The sequence below is a fragment of the Kitasatospora sp. NPDC059747 genome (genome assembly GCF_042732955.1).
Lineage (GTDB): Bacteria > Actinomycetota > Actinomycetes > Streptomycetales > Streptomycetaceae > Kitasatospora.
The window spans coordinates 7025-30486 of the sequence record NZ_JBHWGV010000005.1; the positions used below are offsets into that span (position 1 = coordinate 7025).

At 75.8% G+C, this 23462-nt stretch carries 20 protein-coding genes; 10 read left to right on the forward strand and 10 right to left on the reverse strand.

Annotated features, from left to right (window positions below; translation table 11 throughout):
• Window positions 1-143: 143 nt before the first annotated feature.
• Entirely contained in the window at window positions 144-1481 is a 1338-nt protein-coding gene (locus tag ACFV4G_RS03525) for a carbohydrate-binding protein (protein ID WP_380435999.1), read from the reverse strand.
• Window positions 1482-1684: 203 nt separating this feature from the next.
• Here ACFV4G_RS03525 and ACFV4G_RS03530 point away from each other — a divergent pair, with 203 nt between their 5' ends.
• The gene (locus tag ACFV4G_RS03530) at window positions 1685-3808 is read left to right on the forward strand and encodes an NB-ARC domain-containing protein (RefSeq protein ID WP_380436001.1); all 2124 of its coding nucleotides are present in this window, start codon (window positions 1685-1687) and stop codon (window positions 3806-3808) included.
• On the opposite strand, the gene ACFV4G_RS03535 is transcribed toward ACFV4G_RS03530, so the two are convergent.
• From ACFV4G_RS03535 to ACFV4G_RS03550, 4 genes are all read right to left on the reverse strand, one after another.
• The gene (locus ACFV4G_RS03535) at window positions 3796-5484 is read right to left on the reverse strand and encodes a translation initiation factor 2 (RefSeq protein ID WP_380436003.1); all 1689 of its coding nucleotides are present in this window, start codon (window positions 5482-5484) and stop codon (window positions 3796-3798) included. The genes ACFV4G_RS03530 and ACFV4G_RS03535 overlap by 13 nt on opposite strands.
• 209 nt (window positions 5485-5693) lie before the next feature.
• Window positions 5694-6689 carry an Lrp/AsnC family transcriptional regulator gene (locus tag ACFV4G_RS03540; protein WP_380436005.1) on the reverse strand — a complete coding sequence of 332 codons (996 nt, stop codon included), beginning with the start codon at window positions 6687-6689 and terminating at the stop codon, window positions 5694-5696.
• Window positions 6679-8232 (reverse strand): MFS transporter, encoded by a 1554-nt coding sequence (locus tag ACFV4G_RS03545; RefSeq protein ID WP_380436007.1) that lies wholly within the window; start codon window positions 8230-8232, stop codon window positions 6679-6681. Before ACFV4G_RS03545 ends, ACFV4G_RS03540 begins: the two co-directional genes overlap by 11 nt.
• A gap of 187 nt (window positions 8233-8419) precedes the next feature.
• A complete protein-coding gene (locus ACFV4G_RS03550) occupies window positions 8420-9361 on the reverse strand; it encodes a LysR family transcriptional regulator (RefSeq protein WP_380436009.1) in 942 nt (313 codons plus the stop codon).
• A gap of 163 nt (window positions 9362-9524) precedes the next feature.
• Between ACFV4G_RS03550 and ACFV4G_RS03555 the strand changes: the two genes are divergently transcribed.
• The 7 genes from ACFV4G_RS03555 (at window position 9525) to ACFV4G_RS03585 (ending at window position 17218) form a co-directional block, all read left to right on the forward strand.
• Window positions 9525-10472: a DMT family transporter gene (locus ACFV4G_RS03555; RefSeq protein ID WP_380436011.1), complete on the forward strand. Its 948-nt coding sequence runs from the start codon at window positions 9525-9527 to the stop codon at window positions 10470-10472.
• Between the two features lie 157 nt (window positions 10473-10629).
• On the forward strand, window positions 10630-11535 hold the full coding sequence (locus ACFV4G_RS03560; protein WP_380436013.1) for a GNAT family N-acetyltransferase: 906 nt from the start codon (window positions 10630-10632) through the stop codon (window positions 11533-11535).
• 97 nt (window positions 11536-11632) lie between these two features.
• Window positions 11633-12424 (forward strand): aminotransferase class IV, encoded by a 792-nt coding sequence (locus ACFV4G_RS03565; protein ID WP_380436015.1) that lies wholly within the window; start codon window positions 11633-11635, stop codon window positions 12422-12424.
• A 181-nt stretch (window positions 12425-12605) separates the two neighbouring features.
• Window positions 12606-13079 carry a hypothetical protein gene (locus ACFV4G_RS03570; RefSeq protein WP_380436017.1) on the forward strand — a complete coding sequence of 158 codons (474 nt, stop codon included), beginning with the start codon at window positions 12606-12608 and terminating at the stop codon, window positions 13077-13079.
• Entirely contained in the window at window positions 13076-14644 is a 1569-nt protein-coding gene (locus ACFV4G_RS03575; protein ID WP_380436019.1) for a multicopper oxidase family protein, read from the forward strand. The genes ACFV4G_RS03570 and ACFV4G_RS03575 overlap by 4 nt, the downstream gene beginning before the upstream one ends.
• A gap of 219 nt (window positions 14645-14863) precedes the next feature.
• Complete coding sequence (locus tag ACFV4G_RS03580; protein WP_380436021.1) at window positions 14864-16222, forward strand: DUF2252 domain-containing protein; 1359 nt, start codon at window positions 14864-14866, stop codon at window positions 16220-16222.
• Between the two features lie 75 nt (window positions 16223-16297).
• On the forward strand, window positions 16298-17218 hold the full coding sequence (locus tag ACFV4G_RS03585; RefSeq protein ID WP_380436023.1) for a DUF6891 domain-containing protein: 921 nt from the start codon (window positions 16298-16300) through the stop codon (window positions 17216-17218).
• 160 nt (window positions 17219-17378) lie between these two features.
• Here ACFV4G_RS03585 and ACFV4G_RS03590 read toward each other — a convergent pair whose 3' ends face one another.
• Entirely contained in the window at window positions 17379-18284 is a 906-nt protein-coding gene (locus ACFV4G_RS03590) for a diacylglycerol kinase (RefSeq protein WP_380436025.1), read from the reverse strand.
• Window positions 18281-19903: an FAD-binding oxidoreductase gene (locus tag ACFV4G_RS03595; protein ID WP_380436027.1), complete on the reverse strand. Its 1623-nt coding sequence runs from the start codon at window positions 19901-19903 to the stop codon at window positions 18281-18283. The genes ACFV4G_RS03590 and ACFV4G_RS03595 overlap by 4 nt, the downstream gene beginning before the upstream one ends.
• A gap of 20 nt (window positions 19904-19923) precedes the next feature.
• On the opposite strand from ACFV4G_RS03595, the gene ACFV4G_RS03600 reads away from it, so the two are divergent.
• On the forward strand, window positions 19924-20535 hold the full coding sequence (locus tag ACFV4G_RS03600) for a TetR/AcrR family transcriptional regulator (RefSeq protein WP_380436029.1): 612 nt from the start codon (window positions 19924-19926) through the stop codon (window positions 20533-20535).
• Window positions 20532-22109, forward strand: a complete 1578-nt coding sequence (locus tag ACFV4G_RS03605; protein WP_380436031.1) for a glycerol-3-phosphate dehydrogenase/oxidase — start codon at window positions 20532-20534, stop codon at window positions 22107-22109. The genes ACFV4G_RS03600 and ACFV4G_RS03605 overlap by 4 nt, the downstream gene beginning before the upstream one ends.
• 7 nt (window positions 22110-22116) lie before the next feature.
• Here the strand turns inward: ACFV4G_RS03605 and ACFV4G_RS03610 are convergent, their stop codons facing one another.
• From ACFV4G_RS03610 to ACFV4G_RS03620, 3 genes are read right to left on the reverse strand one after another with little or no spacing between them, the layout of a single operon-like run.
• Window positions 22117-22596, reverse strand: coding sequence for a hypothetical protein (locus ACFV4G_RS03610; protein ID WP_380436033.1), 480 nt, complete (start codon window positions 22594-22596; stop codon window positions 22117-22119).
• Window positions 22593-23096 carry a MarR family winged helix-turn-helix transcriptional regulator gene (locus ACFV4G_RS03615; RefSeq protein ID WP_380436035.1) on the reverse strand — a complete coding sequence of 168 codons (504 nt, stop codon included), beginning with the start codon at window positions 23094-23096 and terminating at the stop codon, window positions 22593-22595. Before ACFV4G_RS03615 ends, ACFV4G_RS03610 begins: the two co-directional genes overlap by 4 nt.
• A gap of 51 nt (window positions 23097-23147) precedes the next feature.
• On the reverse strand, window positions 23148-23441 hold the full coding sequence (locus ACFV4G_RS03620) for a hypothetical protein (RefSeq protein ID WP_329930833.1): 294 nt from the start codon (window positions 23439-23441) through the stop codon (window positions 23148-23150).
• Between the last annotated feature and the right edge of the window lie 21 nt (window positions 23442-23462).

The window sequence follows — 23462 nt, forward strand, 5'->3', positions numbered from 1 at the left end:
GGTCGCGCTCCCGCGGGGGGCGTCCTCCCGGCCGCCCGAGCGGGAGGGGTCGGGGCCCGCCCTGGGGTCACCGACGGGGGGGGGGGGGGGCCCGGGGGGCCCCCCCGGGCCCCGCCCCTCACGCGGACCGCCAGTGGGAAGCGTCAGCAGGGGCCGTCGTCGGCCCAGACGCCCCACTGGCCGCTGGCGGTCGGCACCTCGTTCAGCGTCCACCACTTGGCGTGGTAGTCGTGCCCGCTGTACGAGACCTTGTTGCCCGCGGTGTACGTCGTGCTCGCGCTCCACGCGGGGAGGGTGCAGGCCCCCGGGGTCGTGGGCGGAGTCGTCGGGGGAGTGGTCGGCGGCGTGCTCGGGGGAGTGGTGGGCGGCGTCGCGCCGGCGAACTTCACGGTGTACTTGGTGAAGTCCCAGTCGCCCTGCGCCACGCTGGAGCAGGAGCCGGACAGCCCCGGGTCCACCGGGCCCTGGCACTGGCGGTCGCGGTTGACCGACCAGAAGGTGTAGCGGGCCAGGTTGTGCGCGGTCGCGAAGTCCAGCACGGTCTGGAAGTCCGCCTGACGGAAGTACTCGGCGGCGTCGGTGCGGCCGTTCATCATCGACACGCCCTCGTGGGCGTACGCGGTGGCCTCGGACCAGCCGAAGGTGTTCTGCAGGATCTGGTTGAACTTCACCAGCGCGTCGGTCTGGGCGGCGGCGCCGTTGAACCCGCCGTCGAACGGCATGATCGAGAAGTTGTTCGGCGTGAAGCCCTGGGACTTGGCCTCGCCCAGCATCTGGGTGCCGAACCAGCCGGTGCCCGCGTTGGTGCCGGCCGTGGTGATCGACACGTACAGGCCGGGGTTGTTCTGCTGGAGGATGCGGGCGGCGCCGATCTCGTTGTGGATGGCGGCCGTGTTCTCGTACTCCGGCTCCTCCAGGTCGAAGTCGATCGCCTTGAGCTGGTACTTGGTGACGACCTGCTGGTAGCCGGCGGCGGTCGCCTCCGGCGTGCCGCAGACCTGGCCGAGCTTGGTGCCGCCGTAGCCGCCGACCGACACCGAGACGTCCCCGCCCTTGTCGCGGATCGTCCGGATCACCGAGGGCATCGTCGTGTCGGAGTCGATGGCGGAGGTCCCGCCCCAGGCGGGGGCGCAGCTGTTGCCCTGCGCGAGGATGAAGGCCAGCTGGAAGGCCTTCTGCCCGGTGGCGTCCATCACCGCGGCGGCGTCCGGCGGACTGTTGTCCTCGGGCATCAGGTAGGGCGCCGAGGCGTACCAGTTGCTGCCCAAGCCCGTGACGGCGGTGGTGGTGGTGTCGGCGGACGCGGAGCCGGAGGCGGTGACGGCGGCGACGCCGCCCGCGACCAGGCCGAGCACACCGGCGACGGCGACGGCGGCCCGGCGCGAGGCCCAGCGGGTGGTGCGGCCGGCGCGGTGGGTGCGGGGCTCGTGGGCCCCGGGGGCTCTGTGGGGCGCGGCGTGTGGGGGAAGAGCGCGTTCCATCGGAAGCCTTTCCAGGAAACGGCAGGGGGAAGTGGCCCGTCTGCGCCGGACGTGGGGGCGGGCGCGCGGGCCGAACGGTCCGTCGGCACGGGGTCGTCGCCGAGGACTGTCACTGGTATAGACCTGTTCCGGAAGGGTGGTCAACCCCCAAACGGTCAAGTCGAAGCCGCGTGGCCACGCCCCGTCGGCACTAGAGTTGACGAGTGGCCAAGGAGATCTCGAACCGGGTGGACGGGCAGGTGCGCGCGGGCACCGTCGTCCAGGCGCACACCATCGAGCACCTGTGCGTGCACGCGCCGCCGGCCGAGCCGGACTCGCCCGTCCAACTTCCCCCGCCGCCCGTGCACTTCGCGGACCGGACCGTCGAGCAGGACCTCGTCCTGGCCGCCGTCGCCGGTGGTCACGGCGGACCGGCAGCCGACGGACCGGCCGACGGCCCCCTGGTGGTGTGCGTCAGCGGCATGGGCGGCATCGGCAAGACCGAACTCGGCTTCCGCCTCGCCCGCGAACTCCGGCGCCTCGGCCGCTGCCCCGACGGTGTGTTCCACGTCGACCTGAACGACCTGCGGCGGGACGGCGCCGTCGAGGTGGCCGACGCGCTCGGCGGCCTCTGCCGCTCCCTCGGCCGCGGCGACGCCCTGCCGGCCGGCTTCGCCGAGCGGCGCCGCGAGTACTGGGCGGCCACCCAGGACAAGCGGCTGGCTCTCGTGATCGACAACGCCCAGAGCGGCGCGGAGATCCGTCCGCTGCTGCCCTCCTCCGGTGCCGCGGTCGTGATCGTCACCAGCCACGCCCGCCTGGCCGACCTGGACGGCACGCGATCCGTCGACCTGCCGCTGGGCCCGCTCTCCGGCGAGGACGCCACCGGCCTGTTGCGCGCCGCCGTCCAGGACCCCCGGCTCGTGGACGACCCGCAGGCCGCCGCCGAACTGGCCGGGTGCTGCGCGGGCCTGCCCGCCGCGATCCTGGTGGCCGGGCGGCTGCTGCGCAAGCGCCGCAACCGGGATCTGCGGCGACTGATCGACGAACTCACCGCCGGACTCCGCGAGGAGGGCGTCCCCGTGGTCGAAGTGGTCTGGAACGCCGCCTACGCGCGTCTGGGGCCCACCGCGGCCCGGCTGTACCGGGCCCTGCCGCACCACCCCGGCCCGGTGGTCACCGTCCCGGTCGCCGCCGCGCTGCTCGGCTCCGGGCTGGACCGGGCCGAGGACGCGGTCGACGAGCTGGAGGAGGCCGGCCTGCTGCTGCGCCGGCCCGGGGGCCTCGGCATGCACGACCTGCTGCGCGGTCACGCGCTCCGCCGGGCCGACGCGGGCGCGGGCGCCGACGCGGGTGCGGATGCGGGCGCGGGCGTGGACACCCCGGGCGACGTCCGGCGCAGACTGGTGCGCTGGCTGCGCCGCCAGGCGGCCCGGGCGGACCTCCTCGCCGCGGGCAGCCGGCTCACCGTCTCGGGCCCGGCGCCGGAGGAGCCCGGCCTGGCCGACGTCCCGGACCTGGAGTTCACCGACAAGCACGCGGCCATGCACTGGCTGGAGCGCGAGCACCTCTCCCTCTTCGGCTGCGTGCGGATCGCCCACGAGGACGGGCTGGACGACGACGCCGTCGCGCTGTGCGAACCGCTCTGGACGCACTTCCTCGACCACCAGCACTACGCCGACGTCATCGACGCGTTCCGCCACGGTCTGGCCTCCGCCCAGCGGGCGGACTCCACCGCCGGGATCGTCCGGATGCACTGCCAACTCGCCCGTCCGCTCTGGGAACAGGGCCGGTACCCGGAGGCGCGGCAGGAGGTCGAGGCCGCGATCCGGCGCGGCCGGCTGCTCGGGGAGCGGGACGACGAACGGAAGTTGTACGCCTCGGCGATCGAGTTCCGCGGCAAGCTGGCCTCCGTCCAGGGGAACTGGGCCGCCGCCGTGCCCGACTTCGAGGCAGCGCGCGAGGTGCACCGGGCGATCGGCAACGAGTACGGTGCGATGCTCCAGACCTACCTGATCGGCCGTGGGGCCGTGGCGATGGGCGAACTCGACCGCGCCGTGGAGCTGTTGAGCGACGCGCACGAGACCGCGCTGCGGCTCGGCCGGGACCGGATGTCCTCGCGCACCGGTTTCGAACTGGGCGTGGCGCTGCGGCGGACCGGCCGCCGCGAGGAGGCCGCGCGCCTGTACGAGGCCGCCCTCGCCGGGGCCCGGGCGCGCAGGTCGGCGGCGGACGAACTGCGGGTGCTGGAGACGCTGGTGGCCTTCTGCGAGGAGGGCGGCGACGCTGCCCGCGCCGAGGGCTATCGCACAGAGGTGGCGGAGATCGCGGGCCGTCAGGCGGGGTGAGCCAGCTCGGCCTCGGTGGCGGGCGCCAGGTCGACGCGGTAGTCCGTGCCGCCGATCCGGGCGGTGAGCATGCTGGGGAGTGCGAGCGGGTGGGCGCCCAGCCAGGCGTGGACGGCGGAGAGGGCGGCGGCCGGGTCGGTCAGGCGGATCCGGGTGCCGGCCCGGGCGGGACCGATGCGGAGGGTGAACGGCTCCGCGCCGTCGCGTCGGACGAGACAGGCGGCGGGGGAGAGGACGACGGCCGCGGTGCGGCAGCCCGGGTACTCGTCGAGCACCTCCGCCGTCCGGTCGGCGGCCGTCCGGTACTCCTGGTGCCAGTTCGTGTGGTGCTGGTTCGGAGAGGGCTTGTTCGTCCGGGGCTGGTCCGAGGAACCGTTTCCGCATCGCTGGTAGATCAGCGCGGCGCTCTGGAGCTGGCGCACGCCGGCCCGCCCGTACTCGGCGGCGCGGTGGTGGAGCGGCAGGTCGGTCCACGGCGGCAGCCGTTCGACCGTGACGCGCCGCCCCTCGGTGACGGCCCGGACGGCGAACGCGGCCGGGGCGTGCGGCGCCGTACGGGCCGGTCCCGGCACGGGAAGCGGGCGCGACCGGACGGGGTACGGAGAGGGGGAGAGCCCGAGCAATTTGTAGAGCTCCGCGCGGAGCGTCTCCAGGGACTCCCCGGTGAGGGCGAAGGCCTGCTCGGCGAAGCGGCGGGTGCGCGCAGGCTCGGCCGAGGCCAGCGCGACGGCTGCGGTGTCAAGGTCCAAGTGTGGTACGGAGGAGAGCAGTTCGGCCATCGGGCTGCCCGGGATGAGCTCGCTCGCGCCGACGCACCCGGCCACGACGGGCCGGTCCAGGGCGGCCGCGTACAACGCTACCGACCCGTGGTCGGAGACGACGACGTCGCACGCGACCAGCAGTGCCGCCCACTCCTCGTACGGCGCCGCCAGGACCAGGCCGGCGTCCAGGGCGGGCCGCAGCTGCCGGACCAGATCGAAGGCGCCCGTGCGGCTGTACTCGTTGGGGTGCACGATCAGCGCCAGCTGGTAGGCGTCGTGCGGAAGCCGGGCCGCCAACGACGCGGGCAGCCCCGGGCGGCGGGCCAGGAGGGACTCCGGGCCCCAGGTGGACGACAGCACGACCAACCGCCGTGCCCCGGTGCCGAGTGCGGCGCGGATGGCATCGCGGCGGTCCAGCGATTCGAGGATCCGGTCGAGGGTCGGGTCCCCCGCCACGATGGCGTGGCCGCGGGCGGAGGGGAGCTGAGCGGCCAGGCGCTCGACCTGAGAGGGGTGGGCGAGGGCGTGCAACGTCGCGGTCGGCCGGCCGTCGCTGAGCAGGAACGCCGGATCGAGGCCGGACGGCAGCACGGGCGAGCCTTCGTCCGGCAGCGCCTTGTTGAATCCCGCGCCGTGTGGGAGCAGCACCTGGTGGCCGCGCAGGTCGCCGAGTCCGCCCTTGGGGCTGGCCGTCAGGATCAGGTCGTGGTCCGCGGCCCTGGCCTCGGACCACGGGAGGCAGCGGGCTCCGGCGGCGTCGACGGCCGCGAGCGCGTCGGTGTCGAACTCCGAACCGGGAACGAGCGTGAACCGGCAGCGGACCCGGTCGTCACCCTCGAATACGGGCAGTAGATCCAGCAGCCGGTGCAGTGCGGCCGCCGACCGTGCGGCGAACAGCACCTGCGCCGGCCCCACCGCCGAGGCTGGCTGGCTGGCTGGCTGGCTGGCTGGCTGGCTGGCTGGCTGGCTGGCTGGCTGGCTGGCTGGTCGACCGTGCGGTACCACACCGCAGCACCCCCGTCGAGGGTGCCCGGGCACCGGCTCGGTAGGAGAGTGGCGGTCCTGCGGAGGCATAGGGGCGATGGTAGCCGCCCGTGCGGCACGGCGGGCCGTGACCCGGGGCGTCAGTGGGAGGTCCGGGTGGGCGGCGGTGGGATCGGCCCGGAGGACTTGAGGGTCCGCAGGACGGGCGTGGACTCCAGGGCGGTGATCTCGGGGAGCGCCGCGAGGTGACGGGTGAGGTAGCGGTGCAGGTCGGCCGGGTCGGTGCAGAGGACGGTGGCGACGAGGTTGGTCCGGCCCGTCGTCGCGGCGATGAAGGCCAGCTCGCGGTGACCGGTGAGCGCGAGGGCGACTCGGTCCAGGTGTGCGGGGGCGACGGTCATCCACAGGAGCGCGTGCAGGCCGGCGCCGTGCAGGCGGGGGTCCAGCTCGACGTCGAGGAAGACGCTGCCGTCCGCGCGGAGTTCGGCGAGGCGGCGGGCGACCGTCGCCGGGGTGCGGCCGGTGGCGGCCGCGAGCTCGCCGAGGGCGGCGCGGCCGTCGTGGTGGAGCACGGTCAGCAGAGCCCGGTCGGCCGTATCGAGGGACGGCGGAGTGCCTGGGACGGCTTCAGGGGCGGTTCCGGAAACGGGCGGGCGCAGCAGCTCCTGCTGCTCCTCGCTGAGAGTGCAGGCCCCGCCCGGCCAGACGGTGGGGCCGCCGCGGTACGTGTGCAGCAGGCAGTGGGCGGAGACGGCCGTGACGGTGGCCGTGCGCGGGACGTCGCGCAGCAGCAGGGCGTGGCCGTCGTCGCCGGGCGTGGTCTCGACGACGGCGGTGATCTCGGTGCCGCCGGAGGTGAGGTGCACCCAGGCCGTGTCGCCGCGCCGCACCAGGGCCCGGGCGACGCCCTGGGCGGCGTGCGGACCGGCGGTGAGGCGCAGCAACCACTGCGTGCGCCCGGCCCGGTGCGGGTCGGCGAGCCCGACGACCCGCAGGCCGGCCTCGGCGCGCAGCCGCCGGTAGCGGCGGGCGACGGTCTGCGGCGAGACGCCGAGTACCGCGGCGATGCGGCTGAACGGGGCGCGCCCGTCGATCCGCAGGGCGTGGACGAGTGCGCGGTCGAGCTCATCGAGCATGCGTGGGTTCCAGGGGTTCGGCGGCCGGTTCCGGAGCGGCCTCCGATTCTGCCGGGCTCGACCCCGGGCTCGACCCCGGGCTTCGGACCGCGTCCGGCCCGTCGACCGCGTCCGGGCTTCGGACCGCGTCCGGCCCGTCGACCGCCTCCGGACCGCTGACCGCCTCCGGGCCGCGGCCCGTGCGCATCGCCCGCCCGGCCACCGCGACCAGGGCCAGCGCGGCGAGGCCCGCCCAGCAGGCCTGCTGCGCCCCGGCGGTGTCCGCCGACGCGAGGTAGATCCGGCCGAGTGCGGCGACGCCGAGAGTGGTGCCGAGTTGCTGGACGGCGTTGAGGAGTCCGGCGGCGGAGCCGATCTCCTGCGGCCGCAGCGGATGCAGGGCGGCGGTGAAGAACGACGGCGTGAACAGGCCCTGCCCGACGCCGACGACCGCGAGCGCGCACGGCAGCAGCGCCGGGTGGCCGCCCGCGCCGAACGCCCCGGCGGTCATCAGGACGCCCGCCGCCATGACCGCGAGCCCGGCGCTGCGCACCCGCGCCCCGTACCGGCCGACCAGGTACGCGCCGGCGCACCAGGACGCCGCGGCCATCCCGGCCGAGCACGGCAGGAGCGTCAGCCCGGCGGTCAACGCGTCTGCGCCGGAGCCGACTTGCAGCTGGAGCACGACGACGAGCGTGAGCCCGGTGCCGGCCCCGAAGAACAGCGCGGAGCACACCAGCGCGGCCGGGAAACGGGCGGACGCGAAGAGGCTGGTCTCCACGAGCGTGCCGCGCCCGCGCCGCCCGCCACGGCGCTGGTGGGCGGCGAAGACCACTGCGAGCGCGCACCCGCCGGCGAGCGAGGCGAGCGCCGGACCGTCCGTCAGACCGCCGCCGGAGCGCAGCAGCGGGAGCACGAGCAGGGAGGTGGCGGGCACGGCGAGTGCCGTGCCCGCCGGGTCGAGGCCGGGACGCCGGGGCGCGCGGTCCTCTGCGAGCAGCGGGGCGAGCGCGAGGACGGCGAGCGAGAGCGGCACGTTGACCAGGAAGACCGCGCGCCACGAGGACCCGAACAGGTCGGCGTGCGTGAGCACCCCGCCGAGGACCGGGCCGCACACGGCCGCCAGCCCCATCACCGGGCCGATGCTGCCGAGCGCCCTCGCCGTCTCGTCGCCGCGGAACATCGCCTTGATGAGGCCGATGGTCTGCGGCACGATCAGCGCCGCCGCCGCGCCCTGGACGGCCCGGAAGGCGATCAGCGCTCCGAGGGTGGGCGCGGCGGCGCAGGCCAGGGAGGCCAGCAGGAAGCCGGTGACTCCGATGCGGAACACCCGGCGGCGTCCGGCCCGGTCGCCCAGCCGGGCGCCGGTGAGCAGGAGGACGGCGAACGGCAGGGTGTAGGCGGAGGTCAGCCACGGCACGGCGGAGACCCGGCCGCCGAGCTCGGCGCGCATGCGGGGCGCGGCGACCTGGACGATCGTCGCGTCCAGCAGGTTCATCGCCTCGGCCGTGAGCAGCGCGGCGAGTGCCGCCCAACGGCGGTGGTGCGGTGCGGTGGTGGACAACGGGGCTCCCTCGGAGGGCGGACTGCAACGCCCGCCACCCTGCGGCCGGTGTGCCACCGGATCCAGCCGGTCGCCCCTCCATCCGCGAAAAGTTCCACCGAGGACGCCTCGGCCGCAGAAATGTGCCGCGCCCGGCCCGCCGAGCCCATCCTGTCGAGTCCAGCCCACGGAGCCCAGCCCGCCGGGCTCACGCCTCCGAGAGGACCTCCGCCGCCGGCGCTGACGACGCCGGCGCCGAGGACAGCGCAGCCGAGGACACTGCAGCCGAAGACATCACAGCGAGCAGGCCGCTCACGGCGGGGGACCACGGTCGGCCGGCCGGTCCGGTGAGCGTCAGGGTGCGGTGGACGGCGGGCCGGATCGGGACGAGGACGCAGCCCGCCGGGATCATCGTCCGCGCGAGCGCGGGAATCACCGAGACGCCGACGCCCGCGTGGACCATGCCGATGAGCGTGTTGAGGTCACGGATCCGGTGCCGCGGGGTGAAGCGGGTGCCGGCCCGGCGGTACGCCTCGCGGATGTGCCGCTCGCAGCCGCCCTCGGAGAGCAGGAAGTCGTCGTCGTCGAGGTCCGCGACGTGGATGGACTCCTGCTCGGCGAGGGGGTGGTCCTGCCGGAGCAGTGCGTGCATGGAGTCCGCGCCGAGGGAGACCGCGCCGGGCGGGAGCGGTCCGGCGTCTACCAGGACGGCGGCGTCGACCGTGCCCGCCTCCAGCCAGACGGCCAGCTCGGCGTCCTCGCCCTCGAAGATCCGGACCGTCACCTGCGGGTGCGCCGCCGCCCAGTCCCGGAGCAGCCCGGGCAGCAGCACCTGGCAGACGGTGGTGGGCGCGGCCAGCCGGACGGTGCCGGTGAGGCCGCCCGAGTGCCGGGTGGCGATGGCGCGGACGGCGGAGGCCGAGGCGACCGCCGTGCGGGCGTGCGGCAGGATCTGCTCGCCCAGCGGGGTCGGCCGGGCGGGGCTGCCGCGGTGCAGGACGGGCGCGCCGAGGGTGCGCTCCAGGGCGGCGACCGCGTGCGAGACGGCGGACTGGGTGATGCCCAGGTCGTCGGCGGCGGCGCCGAAGCCGCCGGTGTCGGCGACCGCGATCAGCGCCCTGAGCTGGGCGAGGTTGACCTCCGAAGCCATGAGACTTCCTCATCCATCCGGCATCGTCACTTGTTGGACTCATGTTCCCCGGCAGGGCCACCCTCTGTCCAGGACGGACGGTCCGGCGCGGACCGCGCGGACCGTCCTGGCGCGGACTGTTCTGGAGAGGACCGTCCCGGACTGAGGAGCGGGGAGGACGGACGTGGTCGGAGCGCGGCGCTGGTGGCCGGGGTTCGTGGTGCTGTCGGCGATCTGGGGCGCGAGCTTCGCCCTGATCAAGGTCGCGGTGACGGCGGGGGTGCCGCCGGTCTGGGTGGCGCTGTGGCGCAGCCTGCTCGGGGCGGCCACGCTGTGGGCGATCCTCGTGCTGCGGCGCGAGCGGGTGCCGCGCGAGCGCGTGGTCTGGGGCCACTCGGCGGTGGTCGCGGTGCTGCTCAACACCGTGCCGTTCACGCTCTTCTCGTTCGGCGAGACGAAGGTCAGCTCGGTGCTCGCCGGGGTGCTGAACGCGACCACGCCGCTGTTCACGCTGCTGTTCGCGGCGGCCACGGTGGCCGAGGAGCGCCGCCCGGGGGCGCGCCGGCTGAGCGGTCTTGCGCTCGGCTTCGCCGGTGTGCTGACCGTGCTCGGCGTCTGGCGCGGCATCGGCTCGGGCGAGCTCGCGGGTGGGCTGGCCTGCCTGGGCTCGGCGTGCTGCTACGGCGCGGGCTTCGCCTACCTGCGACACTTCCTGAGCGGCCGGCCGCACAGCGTCACGGCGCTGTCGGCCGCTCAGATCACCTGCGCCGCGGCCGAGCTGGCCGTCGTGGCGCCGCTCGGCGCGGGCGCGCCGCACTGGCCCGGCGCGGGCGCCGCGGCCGCGCTGCTCGTGCTGGGCGCGGCCGGCACCGGCTTCGCGTACGTGCTCAACCTGGGCCTCGTCCGGGCGGCGGGCACCGCGGTGGCCTCGGCCGTCACCTACGTGACGCCGGTCTGGTCGATGGTGCTGGGCGCGGCCCTCCTCGCCGAGCCCGTCGGCTGGAACGCCGTCGTGGGCGGCGTGGCCGTGATCGCCGCCGTCGTGCTGACCCGGCCCGCGCGGGCGAAGGCACCGGCGGAGAGCCGAACGGAGGCCCCGGAGAAGGCGGGCGCCGAGGCGGCGCACGGCTGACGGACGGACGGCTGACGGACGCACGGCTGACTGGCGGACGGAAGACATCGGGAACCCCCTTCTCCGGTACGAAGCGGACGGCTGAATTCGTATCCGATCTGACGTTCGGTGTCTACTGAATTACGATCCGTGCCCGCCGCAGGTCTATCGTGGCGGTGTGGTGAGGTCCTGGGATGCAGCGGTGGAACGGGCGCAGGATCGGCTGGCGGCGGGGCCGCGGCTGACGGTGGTGCCCGAGGGGGACGAACGGCGCTTCGCGCTATGGGACTTGGCGTCCCTGGTGGAGGGCGAGCTGGGGGAGCGGGTGGACCCGGACGCCCTCGCGCCGGACGCCGAGCGGCGGTGGCGGGAGCGGCTGGGCGAGAGCGGCCGGGAGTGGCCGGGCGGCGAGCTGTACCGGCGCCGGTACTGGGTGCTGGGCCCGGGCGGCGCGGTCGCCGGGACGGTCGCCGTCGACAACTGGACGCGGGGGCCCGGCCAGCTCGCCGTCTCCTCGCTCTACCTGCGGCCGGAGGCCCGCGGGTGCGGCCTGGCCGCCGGGGTGCTGGCGGACGTGTACGGGGCCGCGGTCGCCGAGGGCCTGCCCGGCTACCGGCTGGAGGCGCACTGGACCTGGCAGCATGCCGTCCGCTACTACCTGCGCCGGGGCCTGTGGGTGGTCGGCTGGAAGCACTCGCTCGCCCTCGCGCGGATGCCCCAACTCCCGCCCTACCGCGTGCGGGAGGAGGACGGGCGGCTGCTCCTGCTGGTGGAGGACGGCGCGCAGGGCTGGGTGCCGCTGCTGGCCGCCGGGCGCGAGGGCCGCTGGCTGCGGCTGGACGAGACGGCCGCCTACCGCGGCACGGACGGCTGGGTGCACGGCTACGCGCGCTCGACGCTCGCGCTGCACCTGGCGCTCGCCGGCCGCCCGCTGGTGCGCGGGCCGCAGTGGTGGGCGGAGGCGTGGCGCTGGGCGGACACCGGCGAGCCGGAGGGGCTCGCGTACAAGATCGAGCACTTCGAGCAGCTGGCCGCGGCGGCGGGCCGGCGGGTCGTCACGCCGTATCGCCCGGTCTGCCCCTAGGGCCGGGGGCCAGAGTCGGGGGTCCAGAGCCGGGGGCCAGGGGTCCGGGACCACGGCACTAGGCGGAATCGCGCCCGGGTCCTGCCAGACTCGGACCATGGCTGAGATCGAGATCGACGGCGCCCCCGCCGACGCGGCGCGGGTGGCGGCGCTGGGGCTGCTGAACTACGGGCACTTCACCACCCTGCGCGTCGGGACCGGCCGGGTCCGGGGCCTCGCGCTGCACCTGGAGCGGCTGGTCCGGGACTGCCGGGCGCTGTTCGGCGCCGAGCTGGACCCGGCCGTCGTGCGCGAGAGGATCCATGCGGTGCTGCCGCCGGACGGCGCGGAGGCGATCGTCCGGGTCACCGTCTACGACCCGGAGCTCGGCCTGGAGCGCCCGTCCGGGCCGGCCGCGCCGAGCCTGCTGGTCACCACCCGCCCGGCCCCGGCCGCCGCGCCCGGCCCGCTGCGGGTGCGCACGGTCGCGTACGTCCGGGAGGCGCCGGAGGTGAAGCACGTCGGGCTGTTCGGCCTGATCCGCCACCGCCGCAGCGCCCAACTCGCAGGGTTCGACGACGCGTTGCTGGTGGACCCGGCGGGCCGGGTGACCGAGGGCGCCACCTGGAACGTCGGCTTCGTCGACGACGGCGGCCGCGTGGTCTGGCCGCAGGGCCCGAGCCTGCCGGGCGTCACCGCCGCGCTGCTCGCCCGCGCGTACGGCGGGCCGCAGGGGCGCGGGCCGGTGGACGCCGTCGAGGTCGACCGGTTCAAGGCCGCGTTCGCGGTGAACGCGGGCGTCGGCGTCCGCCCGGTGGCGGCGATCGACGGCACGCGGTTCGACGCGGACCACCCCGTCCTCGACGAACTCCGCGCCGCCTACCAGGGGGTGGCGGCCGACCCGGTGTGAGCCGGGGGCGAGGGCGCCTCCGCGGCCGTCCCGTCCCCCGACCGGGTGACATCCGGCGGCCCGAACGGGCGCAAAGGGATCACTCGGATGCCCAACCCCCGTTATTGCCCGTGATCGTGATGCCGGATCAGCTACGCTCTCGCCCGCCCCGCCCCACCCGCCGAGCAGAGAGTAGCCCGGAATGACCAGTCCTCCCGCGGCCCCCGCGCCCCGCTGGCCGCTGATCCTCCTGCGCGTCACCTCGACCACGCTGGGCCTGCTGGCCGTCCTCCAGGTCATGCTGGCCGGGAGCTTCCTCAACGGCACCTACGAGTCCCTCAAGGACCACGAGGGCAACGCGATGACGCTGGCCACCGTCGCCGTGCTGCAGCTCGCGGTGGCCGTCCTGGTCCGGTGGCCGGGGCGCGGGCCGCTGTGGCCGCTGTGGAGCACCGCCGTCCTGACGGTGGCCGTCATCGGCCAGATCACCGCCGGCTACGGCCGGGCCCTCGGCGTGCACGTCACGCTCGGCGTCCTGCTGGTCAGCGGCATCCTGTTCGCGCTGGTCGGCGCCTGGCGCGAGCCGCTGCCCGCCCGAGCCGCCGTGGCCGAGCCGGGGCCGGACGGCAGCGGTCGGCTGCCCAGGCCGGGCGGGCCCGTGGAGGTGGCCAAGTGAACCGCCGCCGTTTCCTCGGCATCGGCGCCTCCGTCCTCGGCGCGGGCGCGCTGGCCGCCGTCGCGGCCCCCTCCGCGGCCCGGCTGCTGGCCGAGGGCCGCCCGGGCCGACTGCTGAGCAGCGGGCTCGAACTGCCGCCGGCGTTCCAGGTGCCGCTGCCGGTGCCGCCGGTGCTCAAGCCGGTCGGCGGCGACGACACGGGCGACCGGTACGAGATCGTCCAGCAGGTCGCCAAGCTGGAGATCCTGCCGGGCGTCAGGACCGAGGCCTGGACGTACGGCGGCAGCTTTCCGGGGCCGACGGTGGTCACCCGCTCCGGCCGGGCGGCGGTGGTCAAGCACCGCAACGAGCTGCCGGTGCCGTCCGTCGTCCACCTCCACGGCGGGCACACCCCGGCCGACAGCGACGGCTACCCGGTCGACCTGCTGCTGCCCGTCGGGTCGAGCGGGAGCGCCGGAGCCGACGCCATGGCCGGGATGCCCGGCATGGAGCACCACGCGGCCGGGAAGTCCGTCACCGGCGAGCGCGTCCACACCTATCCGGGTCACCAGCGCGCCGCCACCCTCTGGTACCACGACCACCGGATGGGCTTCACCGGCCCGGGCGTCTGGCGCGGCCTGGCCGGCTTCCACCTCGTCCACGACGACGAGGAGGCCGCCCTGCCGCTACCGCACGGCGACCGCGACCTGCCGCTCATGCTCGCCGACCGCTCCTTCGCCGAGGACGGCTCGTTCCGGTACCCGGCGGTGGGGGCCGACCGGCCCGGGGTCACCGCCGACTACGCGAACGGCGTCCTCGGCGACGTCATCCTCGTCAACGGCGCGCCCTGGCCCCGCCTCGACGTCGACCGGGCGCGCTACCGGCTGCGGTTCCTCAACGCCTCCAACGCCCGCCTCTACCGCCTCGAACTCGACCCCCAGCCGTCCGGCGGCGACGCCCTCGTCCAGATCGGCTCGGACGGCGGCCTGCTGGCGGCGCCCGTCGCCCACGACGCGCTGGAGATCGCCCCCGCCGAGCGCTTCGACGTCGTCGTCGACTTCTCCCGCTACCCGCCCGGTACCGCCGTGCGCCTGCTGAACCGGTTCGGCAGCGGCCGGACCGCCGAGGTCATGCGCTTCGACGTCTCCTCCCGGCAGGTCTCCGACGACGCGACGGTGCCCGAGCGGCTGTCCACGATCGAGGAGCTCGACGCCTCCGCCGCCGCGACCACCCGCGACTTCACCTTCCGGCGCAGCCGCGGCGACGGCTGGACGATCAACGGGGACCCGTACGAGCCGGGCCGCTCCGTCGCGGCCCCGGCCCTCGGCGCCACCGAGATCTGGCGCTTCTCCACCGACCTGCACCACCCCGTCCACGTGCACCTCAACCACTTCCAGGTGCTGTCGCGCAACGGCAAGGAGCCGGGGCCGTACGACGCCGGGTGGAAGGACACCGTCGACCTGCGGCCGGCCGAGGTGATGGAGGTGCTCGTGCGGTTCACCGACTACGCGGGGACGTACATGCTGCACTGCCACAACCTGGAGCACGAGGACATGGCGATGATGGCCGACTTCACCGTGCAGTGACCCACCCTCCGGACTCACCTCCCAAGAACCGTCACCGCTCGGCGACCGGGAGGTGACGTCCGGAAACCGCCCCGGTGAACGGGGACCGGGCATGGCCCCGCCGGAACCGGGGGATCATCCGTTCGGCGCAGCGCCGGAGGGCGCGCGGTGCGCCCTCCGGCGGCCGTCGCCTAGCGTCGCCCGGAGGGGTACCCGCCGAGGCCGACCGAGGAGCCGCGCATGACCACGCCCGCCGAACGCCGCCGCCAGGGCCGGGCCGCCCGCGAGCGGGTCTCCCGCTCCGCCCACGGCCGCTGGATCCCCGCCGCCGACCGGCCCGACCCGGTCGCGGTGCTGGAGCGGCAGGGCGAGGACCGGGTCGCGCGGCTGCTGCCGATCCGCTACGGCCGCATGGCCGCCACCCCCTTCACATTCCTGCGCGGCGCCGCCGCCGTGATGGCCGCCGACCTCGCGGCCGGGCCCGACACCGGCCTGACCGTCCAGCTCTGCGGCGATGCCCACCTGGTCAACTTCGGCCTGTACGCCTCGCCGGAGCGTGCCCTGCTCTTCGACGTCAACGACTTCGACGAGACGTACCCGGGGCCCTTCGAGTGGGACGTCAAGCGCCTCGCCGCCAGCGTCGCCGTCGCCGCCCGCGACAACGGGCACGACGAGGAGCGCGTGCGCCGGGCCGCGCTGAGCGCCGCCCTGGGCTACGCCGCCGCGCTGCGCCGGCTGGCCGGGCTGCGCGAGCTCGACGTCTGGTACAGCCGGATCGACAGCGCCGACCTGCTGCCGCTGGTGCACCGGGGCAAGCAGCGCCGGCGGGTCGAGGCGGACCTCGCCGCCGCCCGGCGCCGCACCAGCCTGCAGGCCTTCGGCAAGCTCACCGAGGAGCGGGACGGACGGCGGCGCATCGTCAGCGCGCCGCCGCTGATCGAGCCGGTGTCGAAGACCGAACTGCGCTCCGTCGGCAAGGTGTACAGCGACTACCGGGCCACCCTCGCCGAGGACCGCCGGGTCCTGCTCGACCGCTTCCGCTTCGTCGACGCGGCGGTGAAGGTGGTCGGCGTGGGCAGCGTCGGCACCCGCTGCTACGTCGTCCTGCTGGAGGGCCGGGACGGGCGCGACCCGCTGTTCCTCCAGCTCAAGGAGGCCGGGCGCTCGGTGCTGGAGGACCACCTGCCGGCGACGCGGGTGGACGCCGAGGTCGCCGCACACCACGGCGGGCGGCGCGTCGTCACCGGCCAGCACCTCATGCAGGCGGCGAGCGACATCTTCCTCGGCTGGACCACGGGCCCGGCCGGGCGGCACTTCTACGCCCGCCAGCTGCGCGACATGAAGGGCACGGCGGACGTCGCGGACATGGCCCCGGCCGGCCTGCGCGCCTACGCCGACCTGTGCGGCCGCACCCTCGCCCGCGCCCACGCCCGCACCGGCGACCGGCTCGCCATCGCGGGCTACCTCGGCGCGGCCGACACCTTCGCGGAGGCGATCGCCGACTTCGCGGTGCTGTACGCGGACCGCACGAAGCTCGACCACGCGGAACTGGTGGCCGCGATCGGAGAGGGGCGCATCAAGGCGACCCGGGGCGTGTGAGCGCCCGGCCGGGGGCAGGCCCCGCGCTGACCGACCGTCAGCGGCGTTGTCGGTGGCGTGTGCCAGGGTGGCCCCATGTTGGCGATCACGGTGCAGGAGAACGACGGGACACGGCACGTCGGGGCGGGTGCGGACGCCCTCGGCGCGCTGGTCGGGCGGCTGGGCGCGGACGGGGACAACTTCGTCGTCGTCCAGCGGGTGCCCGACCTGCCCGACGTCTACATCCAGGTCTGGCACGCCGAGGGCGGCGACTACTCCCTGGAGCACCGGGACGGCTCCGCCGACCGGCACTACGAGGTCACGCTCGACCGGCCGGAGCCGGTCGTCGCCGCCATGCTGGGCTGGGCGCGCCGTGAGCCCGGCTGGGGCGAGGGGCTGGACTGGAAGCCGCTCGGCACGGGCCCGGCGCCCGAGCCCGTGCCCCCGCTCGACCTGCCGGCCGGCGAGCGCCGCGACCTGGAGGAGCGGCTGCGCCTCACCCTGGCCTGCGGCTACACCACCCGCGCCGCGCTGGCCGAGGAGGCCGAGGAGTACCTGCTCTCCCCGGGCAGCCGTCCGGTCTCCCGCGAGCAGGCCGAGCAGCTGGCCGACCGGCTGTGGCTGGAGCGCGTCGGCGAGCAGACCGGCTGGGTCGGCGAGACGGACCCGGAACGCCTCGCCCGCGCCTTCGCCGCCCTGGACGCCGAGGGCATCACGGCCCGCGAGCACTTCACCTGCTGCCGCACCTGCGGCGAGGCCGAGATCGGCGCCGAGGGCGCGTCCGACGCCCGGGGCTACGTCTACTTCCACACCCAGTGCACGGAGTCGGCCGCCCGCGGCCACGGCCTCTCGCTCCTCTACGGCGGCTTCGACGGCTCCCGGCTCACCACGACCGCCGTCGGCCACGAGGTGGTGGCCGCCCTCGCGGACGCCGGCCTGCCGGCCGTGTGGAACGGCGACGCCGCCCGTGCGATCGAGATACGCCCGCTGACCTGGCGCAAACGACTGGTGGGCTGACCGGTGGGCGACGACGCCGAGGCCCCGGCCGATGGGCGGTTCGTCGTGGTGACGGTGACGGTGGCGCGGTCGGCCGGTGGCGCGGTGGTCGAGCGGGTGATGGACCACTGGGCGGCCGCGATCGGCGGGACCGAGTGGTGGGCGGGCAACGAATGGTGCGTTACGGAACCAGCAGGCGCAGGGCGTTCGGGACGGCGGTGACCTCGACCGGCAGCGGGGCGATGAACTCGCCGTCGGCGTAGGACGTGATGCCGGGGGACTCGATCCGCAGGGACGGGGTGCGGTGGGTCTCCACCTCGGGGTGGTGCACGTGGGTGCCCTTGAAGACCGTCGGGAAGAAGCGGGCGATCCGCAGCCGGGGCATCGCGGCGACGAGGGTGACGTCGAGCAGGCCGTCGTCGGGGAGTGCGGCGGGGCAGATGAGCATGCCGCCGCCGTAGCTGCGGGTGTTGCCGACGGCGGCCAGGGTGAGGTCGCGCTCGATGACGGTGCCGTCGGCGAGGGTGATGCGGAAGGGCAGCGGGCGCAGGTTGGCGAACTCGGCGAGGATGGCGAGGTTGTAGCGCATCCGGCCGCGCGGCCAGCGCAGGCGGTTGGTGCGGTCGCTGACCAGGGAGTCGAAGCCGGTGGCGAGGACGGAGCCGAACCAGTGGGCCGTCCCGTCCGGGCCGGTGATCCGGCCGAGGTCGACGGTGCGGGTCCGCCCGGCGGCGATGACGTCGGCGGCGGCCTCGGGGGCGTCGCGCGGCAGGTCGTACTCGCGGGCGTGGTCGTTGCCGGTGCCCGCGGGGACGACCCCGAGCGGGACGGCGGTGCCGGCGACGGCCTGGAGCGCGAGGTTGACCATGCCGTCCCCGCCGACCACGGCGAGCGCGTCGGCCCCGCCCGCGACGGCCTCGCGGGCGAGGCGGGCGGCGTCCTCGGCGTCGCGCCCGGAGTGGCGCTCGACCTCGACGCCGAGCGCCCGCAGCCGGGCGACGGCCCGCTCGGCGGCGGGCGCGGCGTGTCCCGCGCCCGCCGCCGGGTTGGCCAGCAGCGCGACGGTTCTCGGCGCGCGCGCCGTCACGGGATCAGCTTGCCCGGGTTGAGGATGCCCGCCGGGTCGAGCTCGGCCTTGACCGCGCGCAGGATCCGCACGCCCAACTCGCCGATCTCCTCGGTCATCCAGGGCCGGTGGTCGGCGCCGACGGCGTGGTGGTGGGTGATGGTGCCGCCCGCCGCGACGATCGCGTCGCAGGCCGCGTGCTTGGCGGCGCCCCACCGGGTGAGGGGGTCCTCGCCGAGGGCGGCGACGACGGTGAAGTAGAGCGAGGCGCCGGTCGGGTAGACGTGCGAGATGTGGCAGAGCACGAGCGCGCCGGGCAGCGCGGTGGTGAGCGCCTCGGTGACGGCGCTCCGCAGCCGCGGCAGGCGGCTCCAGTTCGTCGCCGTCTCCAGGGTCTCGCAGAGCGCGCCGGCGCCGAGCAGGGAGTCCCGCAGGTAGGGGGCGTTGAAGCGGCCGTGCTCCCAGGCGCGGGCGGGGGCCTCGCCGAGCGAGGTGCCGCCGGCCGCGAGGAGCACCTCGCGGGTGAGCCGGTGCCGGGCGGCGACCTGCTCCGCGGTGCCCTCGAAGACGGTGACGGCGAGGCAGCCGCTGACCGCGGGCGAGCCGCCGATCTGCTCGGTCATGGCCAGGTTGACCATGGTCTCGGCCTCGTCGGAGAGCCGGATGACGGTCGGTCCGGTGCCCTGCTGCTCGACGGCGCGCAGGGCGGCGGCGCCGGTCGCGAAGTCGGGGAAGCTCCAGGCCTCGTAGGCCTTCACGGCGGGCAGCGGGTGCACGCGGACCCGGACGGCGGTGATGATGCCGAGGGCGCCCTCCGAGCCGAGGAAGAGCTCGCGCAGGTCGGGGCCGGCGGCGGAGGCCGGGGCGCGGCCGAGGTCCAGCACGCCGACCGGGGTGACGACGCGCAGCCCGCGGACCATGTCGTCGAAGCGCCCGTGGCCGGCCGAGTCCTGGCCGGAGGAGCGGGTGGCCGCGAAGCCGCCGATGGTCGCGAAGCGGAAACTCTGCGGGTAGTGGCCGAGTTCGTGGCCGCGCTCGGCGAGCAGCGCTTCCGCGGCCGGGCCGGTGAGGCCGGCGCCGAGGAGGGCCTCGCCCGAGGTCTCGTCGAGGTCGAGCAGCTGGTCGAAGCGGCGCAGGTCGAGCGAGACGACGGCGTTCAGCCCGCCGCGCTCGGGGTCGAGGCCGCCGACCACGCTGGTGCCGCCGCCGAACGGCACGACGGCGATGCGGCGTTCGGCGCACAGCGCGAGCAGGGCGGCGATCTCGTCCTCGCTGCCGGGCAGCACGACGGCGTCGGGCGCGTCCTGCGGCTCGCGGCTGCGGCGGCGCAGCAGGTCGGGGGTGGACTTGCCACCGGCGCGGGGGAGGCGGTCGGCGTCGGCGGCGCTCACGTGCGCCTCGCCGACGGCGGCGGCGAGCGCCTTGAGGTCGGCGTCGGTGAGCCGGGAGGGGCGCAGGCGGACCTCGTCGGCGGTGGGGCCGGGCTCGGCGTCGCCGGTGACGCCGAGGGCGGCCGCGAGCAGTCCCTTGATGTCCGCGGACAGCTCCTTGGCGAGGGCCGGGTCGCCCCAGGCGTCCCACTTCATCGGGGGGAGCGGCAGCGCGGCGTCGGCCGGGCCCGCTTGCGTCTCAGGTGCCATGCGTTACAGTTTCACACATCATGTCAAGTAGTAACGCCGGCTCCCCGGCCTCCCAGGACGCCCCGCAGTCGCGCAGCACCGACGACGCGATCCTCGACGCCGCCGCCGAGCTGATCGTCCACCTCGGCGTGCGCCGGACGCAGCTGGCCGAGATCGCCCGCCGCGCCGGGGTCAGCCGGCCGACCGTCTACCGGCGCTGGCCGGACGTGAAGGCGGTGATCGGCGCGCTGCTCACCCGGGAGATCCTGGTGGCCACCCAGGAGGGCGACGTGCTGGACGTGCACGACCGCGAGACCTTCGTCGACCGCGTCGTCGAGGTCGCCGTCCGCCTGCGCGACCACCCGGTGCTCGGGGCCCTGCTGCACTCGGACGACTCCGACCTGCTCCTGGAGTACGTCGTCGAACGGCTCGGCGCCAGCCAGCGCGGCCTCCTGGAGGCGCTGCGCACCGGCATCGAGCAGGGCCAGGCGCACGGCTCGATCCGGGCCGGCGAGCCGCTCGAACTGGCCGCCATGGTGCTCCTGATCGCCCAGTCCACCGTCCAGTCGCACCGCATGGTCGCCTCCCTGCTCCCCGAGGCGGCCTGGCGGCGCGAACTGGCCCGAGCGTTGAACGGATACCTCGCGCCATGACGCCTCCCTCCACTCCCTCCACGCCGGCCGCGGGCCCCTTCGCGGGGTCGAGCCGGCTCAACGGCATCAGGCGGGCGGTGGAGCTGGACGCGCTCGCCGACCGGCCGCAGGTCGACCTGCTGGTGATCGGCGGCGGCGTCACCGGCGCCGGCGTGGCCCTGGACGCCGCCGCGCGCGGCCTGCGCACGGTCCTCGTCGAGTCCCGCGACCTCGCGTTCGGCACCAGCCGCTGGAGCTCCAAGCTGGTGCATGGCGGCCTGCGCTACCTCGCCTCCGGGCGGATCGGCGTGGCCCGCGAGAGCGCCGTCGAGCGCGGGGTGCTGATGACCCGCACCGCGCCGCACCTCATCCGGGCACTGCCCCAGCTCGTGCTGCTGCTCCCGGACCTGCTGCGCCCCGGGCAGGGCGCGCTGATCCGCGCCGGCTTCCACGCCGGCGACGCGCTGCGGCTGAGCGCCGGCACGCCGGGCGCGCTGCTGCCCCGGATGCGCCGGATCGACGCCGAGCGGACCCGCCGCCTGGTGCCGGGCGTCCGGACGGCCGGGCTGCGCGGCGCACTCGTCGCGCACGACGGCCAACTCGTGGACGACGCACGGCTGGTGCTCGCGCTGGCCAGGACGGCCGCGCAGTACGGCGCGACGGTGCTGACCCGGGTCCGCGCCGAGGACGTCACCGGCGGCTCGGCCCGGCTGGTCGACACGGTCGGCGGCCACGAACTGACGATCCGCGCCGGCGCCGTGATCAACGCCACCGGCGTGTGGGCGGGCGAGGTGGACCCGTCGATCCGGCTGCGCCCCAGCCGCGGCACCCACGTCCTGGTCGACGCCGCCGCGCTCGGCCACCCGACGGCCGCGCTCACCGTGCCGGTGCCCGGCTCGACCAGCCGCTTCGTCTTCGCACTGCCGCAGCAGCTCGGGCGGGTCGCGATCGGCCTCACCGACGAGGACGCGCCGGGCCCGATCCCGGACGAGCCGGTGCCGACGGACGGCGAGATCGGCTTCCTCCTCGACACCGTCAACGCGGCCCTGAGTACCGCGCTGACCAGGGCGGACGTCCGCGGCGCCTACGCCGGGCTGCGCCCGCTGATCGACACCGGGGGCGGGAGCACGGCCGACATCTCCCGCGAGCACGCGGTGCTGGAGTCCCCGTCGGGGATGGTCACGGTGGTCGGCGGCAAGCTCACCACCTACCGGCGGATGGCCGAGGACGCGGTGGACGCCGCCGTCCGCCTGCGCGGCCTCCCGGCGCGGGCGTGCTGGACGGCCCGGCTGCCGCTGGTCGGCGCCCCCGGGCACCGCGACAGCCGCCCGCTCCCGGAGCGCGGTGTGCCCGCCTCGCTGCTCGCCCGCCACGGCGGCGCTGCGGCGGAGGTGCTGGAGGCCGGCGAGCTCACGCCGGTCGCCGAGGGGATCGACGTGACGCGCGCGGAGATCGCCTACGCCGTGACCCACGAGGGCGCGCTGGACGTGGCGGACGTGCTCCACCGCCGGACCAGGATCGGCCTGGTGGCGGAGGACGCGGGGCGGGCGGCGAAGGCCGTCGAGGAGATCCTGACGGAGTGCCAGGAAAGCTGACGGAGCGTCAGGAAGGCTGGCGGTCGAAGGGCTTGAGGTCGGGCTCGACCCACTCGGTCCGGGCGCGGTCGTCGGCGAGCGTCCCGGGCCGGTAGTGGCGGGCGAGCAGCCCCTTGTCGAACAGGTCGGGGTGGCGGTCGGCGAAGGCGGTGAAGTCCTCGTCGTCGGTGGCGTGTCGAGCGACCAGCTCGACCCAGGCCCGGGTCATCGTCACGTGGAACTTCTGCGGCGCCCCGGCCCGGGTGGCGGTGGCCCGGATGCCGTCGGCGACCAGGGTGAGCGCCGCGGCGCGGCCGTGCCGCCGGACGGCGAGCCAGGTGAGGTGGACGTGCCGGCGGTGGTCGAAGCGCTCGGCGCCGGCCGTCACCTCCTGCATCAGGGCGGTGAACTCGGCTGGTGCGGCGGCGGGTTCGGGCGCCGCCGCCAGTGTGGACGCCGGTATGGACGCGGGTGCGGCGGGAGTGTGCGGGGTGTCGTGCGGGGTCATGCGGAAGCCTTCGTCAGGGCCAGGAGCACGGCGTGGAAGCCGTCCACCTGTGCGGGGGTGAGGTCGCGGAGCGCGCGGTGCTCCAGGCCGGTCACGGTCCGCCGGACGGTGTCGGCGGCCTGCCGGCCGGAGGCGGTGAGCTCGACCAGGACCGAGCGGCGGTCGCCGGCGCGGGCGCCGCGGGTGATGTGGCCGCGCTGCTCCAGGCGGTCGAGCACCCCGGTCAGGGTGGTCGGCCGGGTGCCGACGGCGGCGCCCAGCTCGGAGGCCGTCCGGGCCCGCCCGTCGGAGAGGTTGGCGAGCGCGTTGATCTCGGAGGCGGTGAGGCCGAGGACGGCCAGTTCGGCGGCCAGCAGCTGGAGCGTGGCGTGGGTGGCCCGCTGGAGCGCGAGCAGCGCGGAGGCGCCGGGAGCGCCGTGGGTGTCAGGAGCGTCGAGGGCGCCGTGAGCGTCGAGGGCGCCGGGCTCGGCGGCCTCGGGGGGTTCGGGATCGGACGTCACGTTTCCGGATATTACGGTTCCGTAGTATCCCGGGCAAGCCGGGCGCGCGGCTCAGCGTCCGACCCGCTCCGGCATCGCCCGCGCCGCCCCGGCCAGTTCCAGCACGCACGTGAGCGGATGCTCCGCGACCCCCGTGCGGTCCAGCCGCACGGCGAGCGGCACCGGCGGTTCCTCGGCGAGCTGTCCGGCCAGCGTCAGCGGGTAGGAGCCGTGCCCGTGCACGCGGTGGAACGCGCACTCCTTGCCGTCCACCAGCAGTTCGGTCTCGGTGATCCAGCCGGAGCGGACGTTGACGGTGACCGAGTGGCCGGCCTGGTCGAGGTGGAAGCTGTGCCGCTGGCGCATCGGATCCTCCCGCGCGGTCGC

Coding starts and splice junctions, on each gene's coding strand:
- ACFV4G_RS03525 (WP_380435999.1), bottom strand. CDS start 1,481: ATGGAACGCGCTCTTCCCCCACACGCCGCGCCCCACAGAGCCCCCGGG.
- ACFV4G_RS03540 (WP_380436005.1), bottom strand. CDS start 6,689: ATGCTCGATGAGCTCGACCGCGCACTCGTCCACGCCCTGCGGATCGAC.
- ACFV4G_RS03550 (WP_380436009.1), bottom strand. CDS start 9,361: ATGGCTTCGGAGGTCAACCTCGCCCAGCTCAGGGCGCTGATCGCGGTC.
- ACFV4G_RS03565 (WP_380436015.1), top strand. CDS start 11,633: ATGGCTGAGATCGAGATCGACGGCGCCCCCGCCGACGCGGCGCGGGTG.
- ACFV4G_RS03570 (WP_380436017.1), top strand. CDS start 12,606: ATGACCAGTCCTCCCGCGGCCCCCGCGCCCCGCTGGCCGCTGATCCTC.
- ACFV4G_RS03580 (WP_380436021.1), top strand. CDS start 14,864: ATGACCACGCCCGCCGAACGCCGCCGCCAGGGCCGGGCCGCCCGCGAG.
- ACFV4G_RS03585 (WP_380436023.1), top strand. CDS start 16,298: ATGTTGGCGATCACGGTGCAGGAGAACGACGGGACACGGCACGTCGGG.
- ACFV4G_RS03595 (WP_380436027.1), bottom strand. CDS start 19,903: ATGGCACCTGAGACGCAAGCGGGCCCGGCCGACGCCGCGCTGCCGCTC.
- ACFV4G_RS03600 (WP_380436029.1), top strand. CDS start 19,924: ATGTCAAGTAGTAACGCCGGCTCCCCGGCCTCCCAGGACGCCCCGCAG.
- ACFV4G_RS03605 (WP_380436031.1), top strand. CDS start 20,532: ATGACGCCTCCCTCCACTCCCTCCACGCCGGCCGCGGGCCCCTTCGCG.
- ACFV4G_RS03610 (WP_380436033.1), bottom strand. CDS start 22,596: ATGACCCCGCACGACACCCCGCACACTCCCGCCGCACCCGCGTCCATA.
- ACFV4G_RS03620 (WP_329930833.1), bottom strand. CDS start 23,441: ATGCGCCAGCGGCACAGCTTCCACCTCGACCAGGCCGGCCACTCGGTC.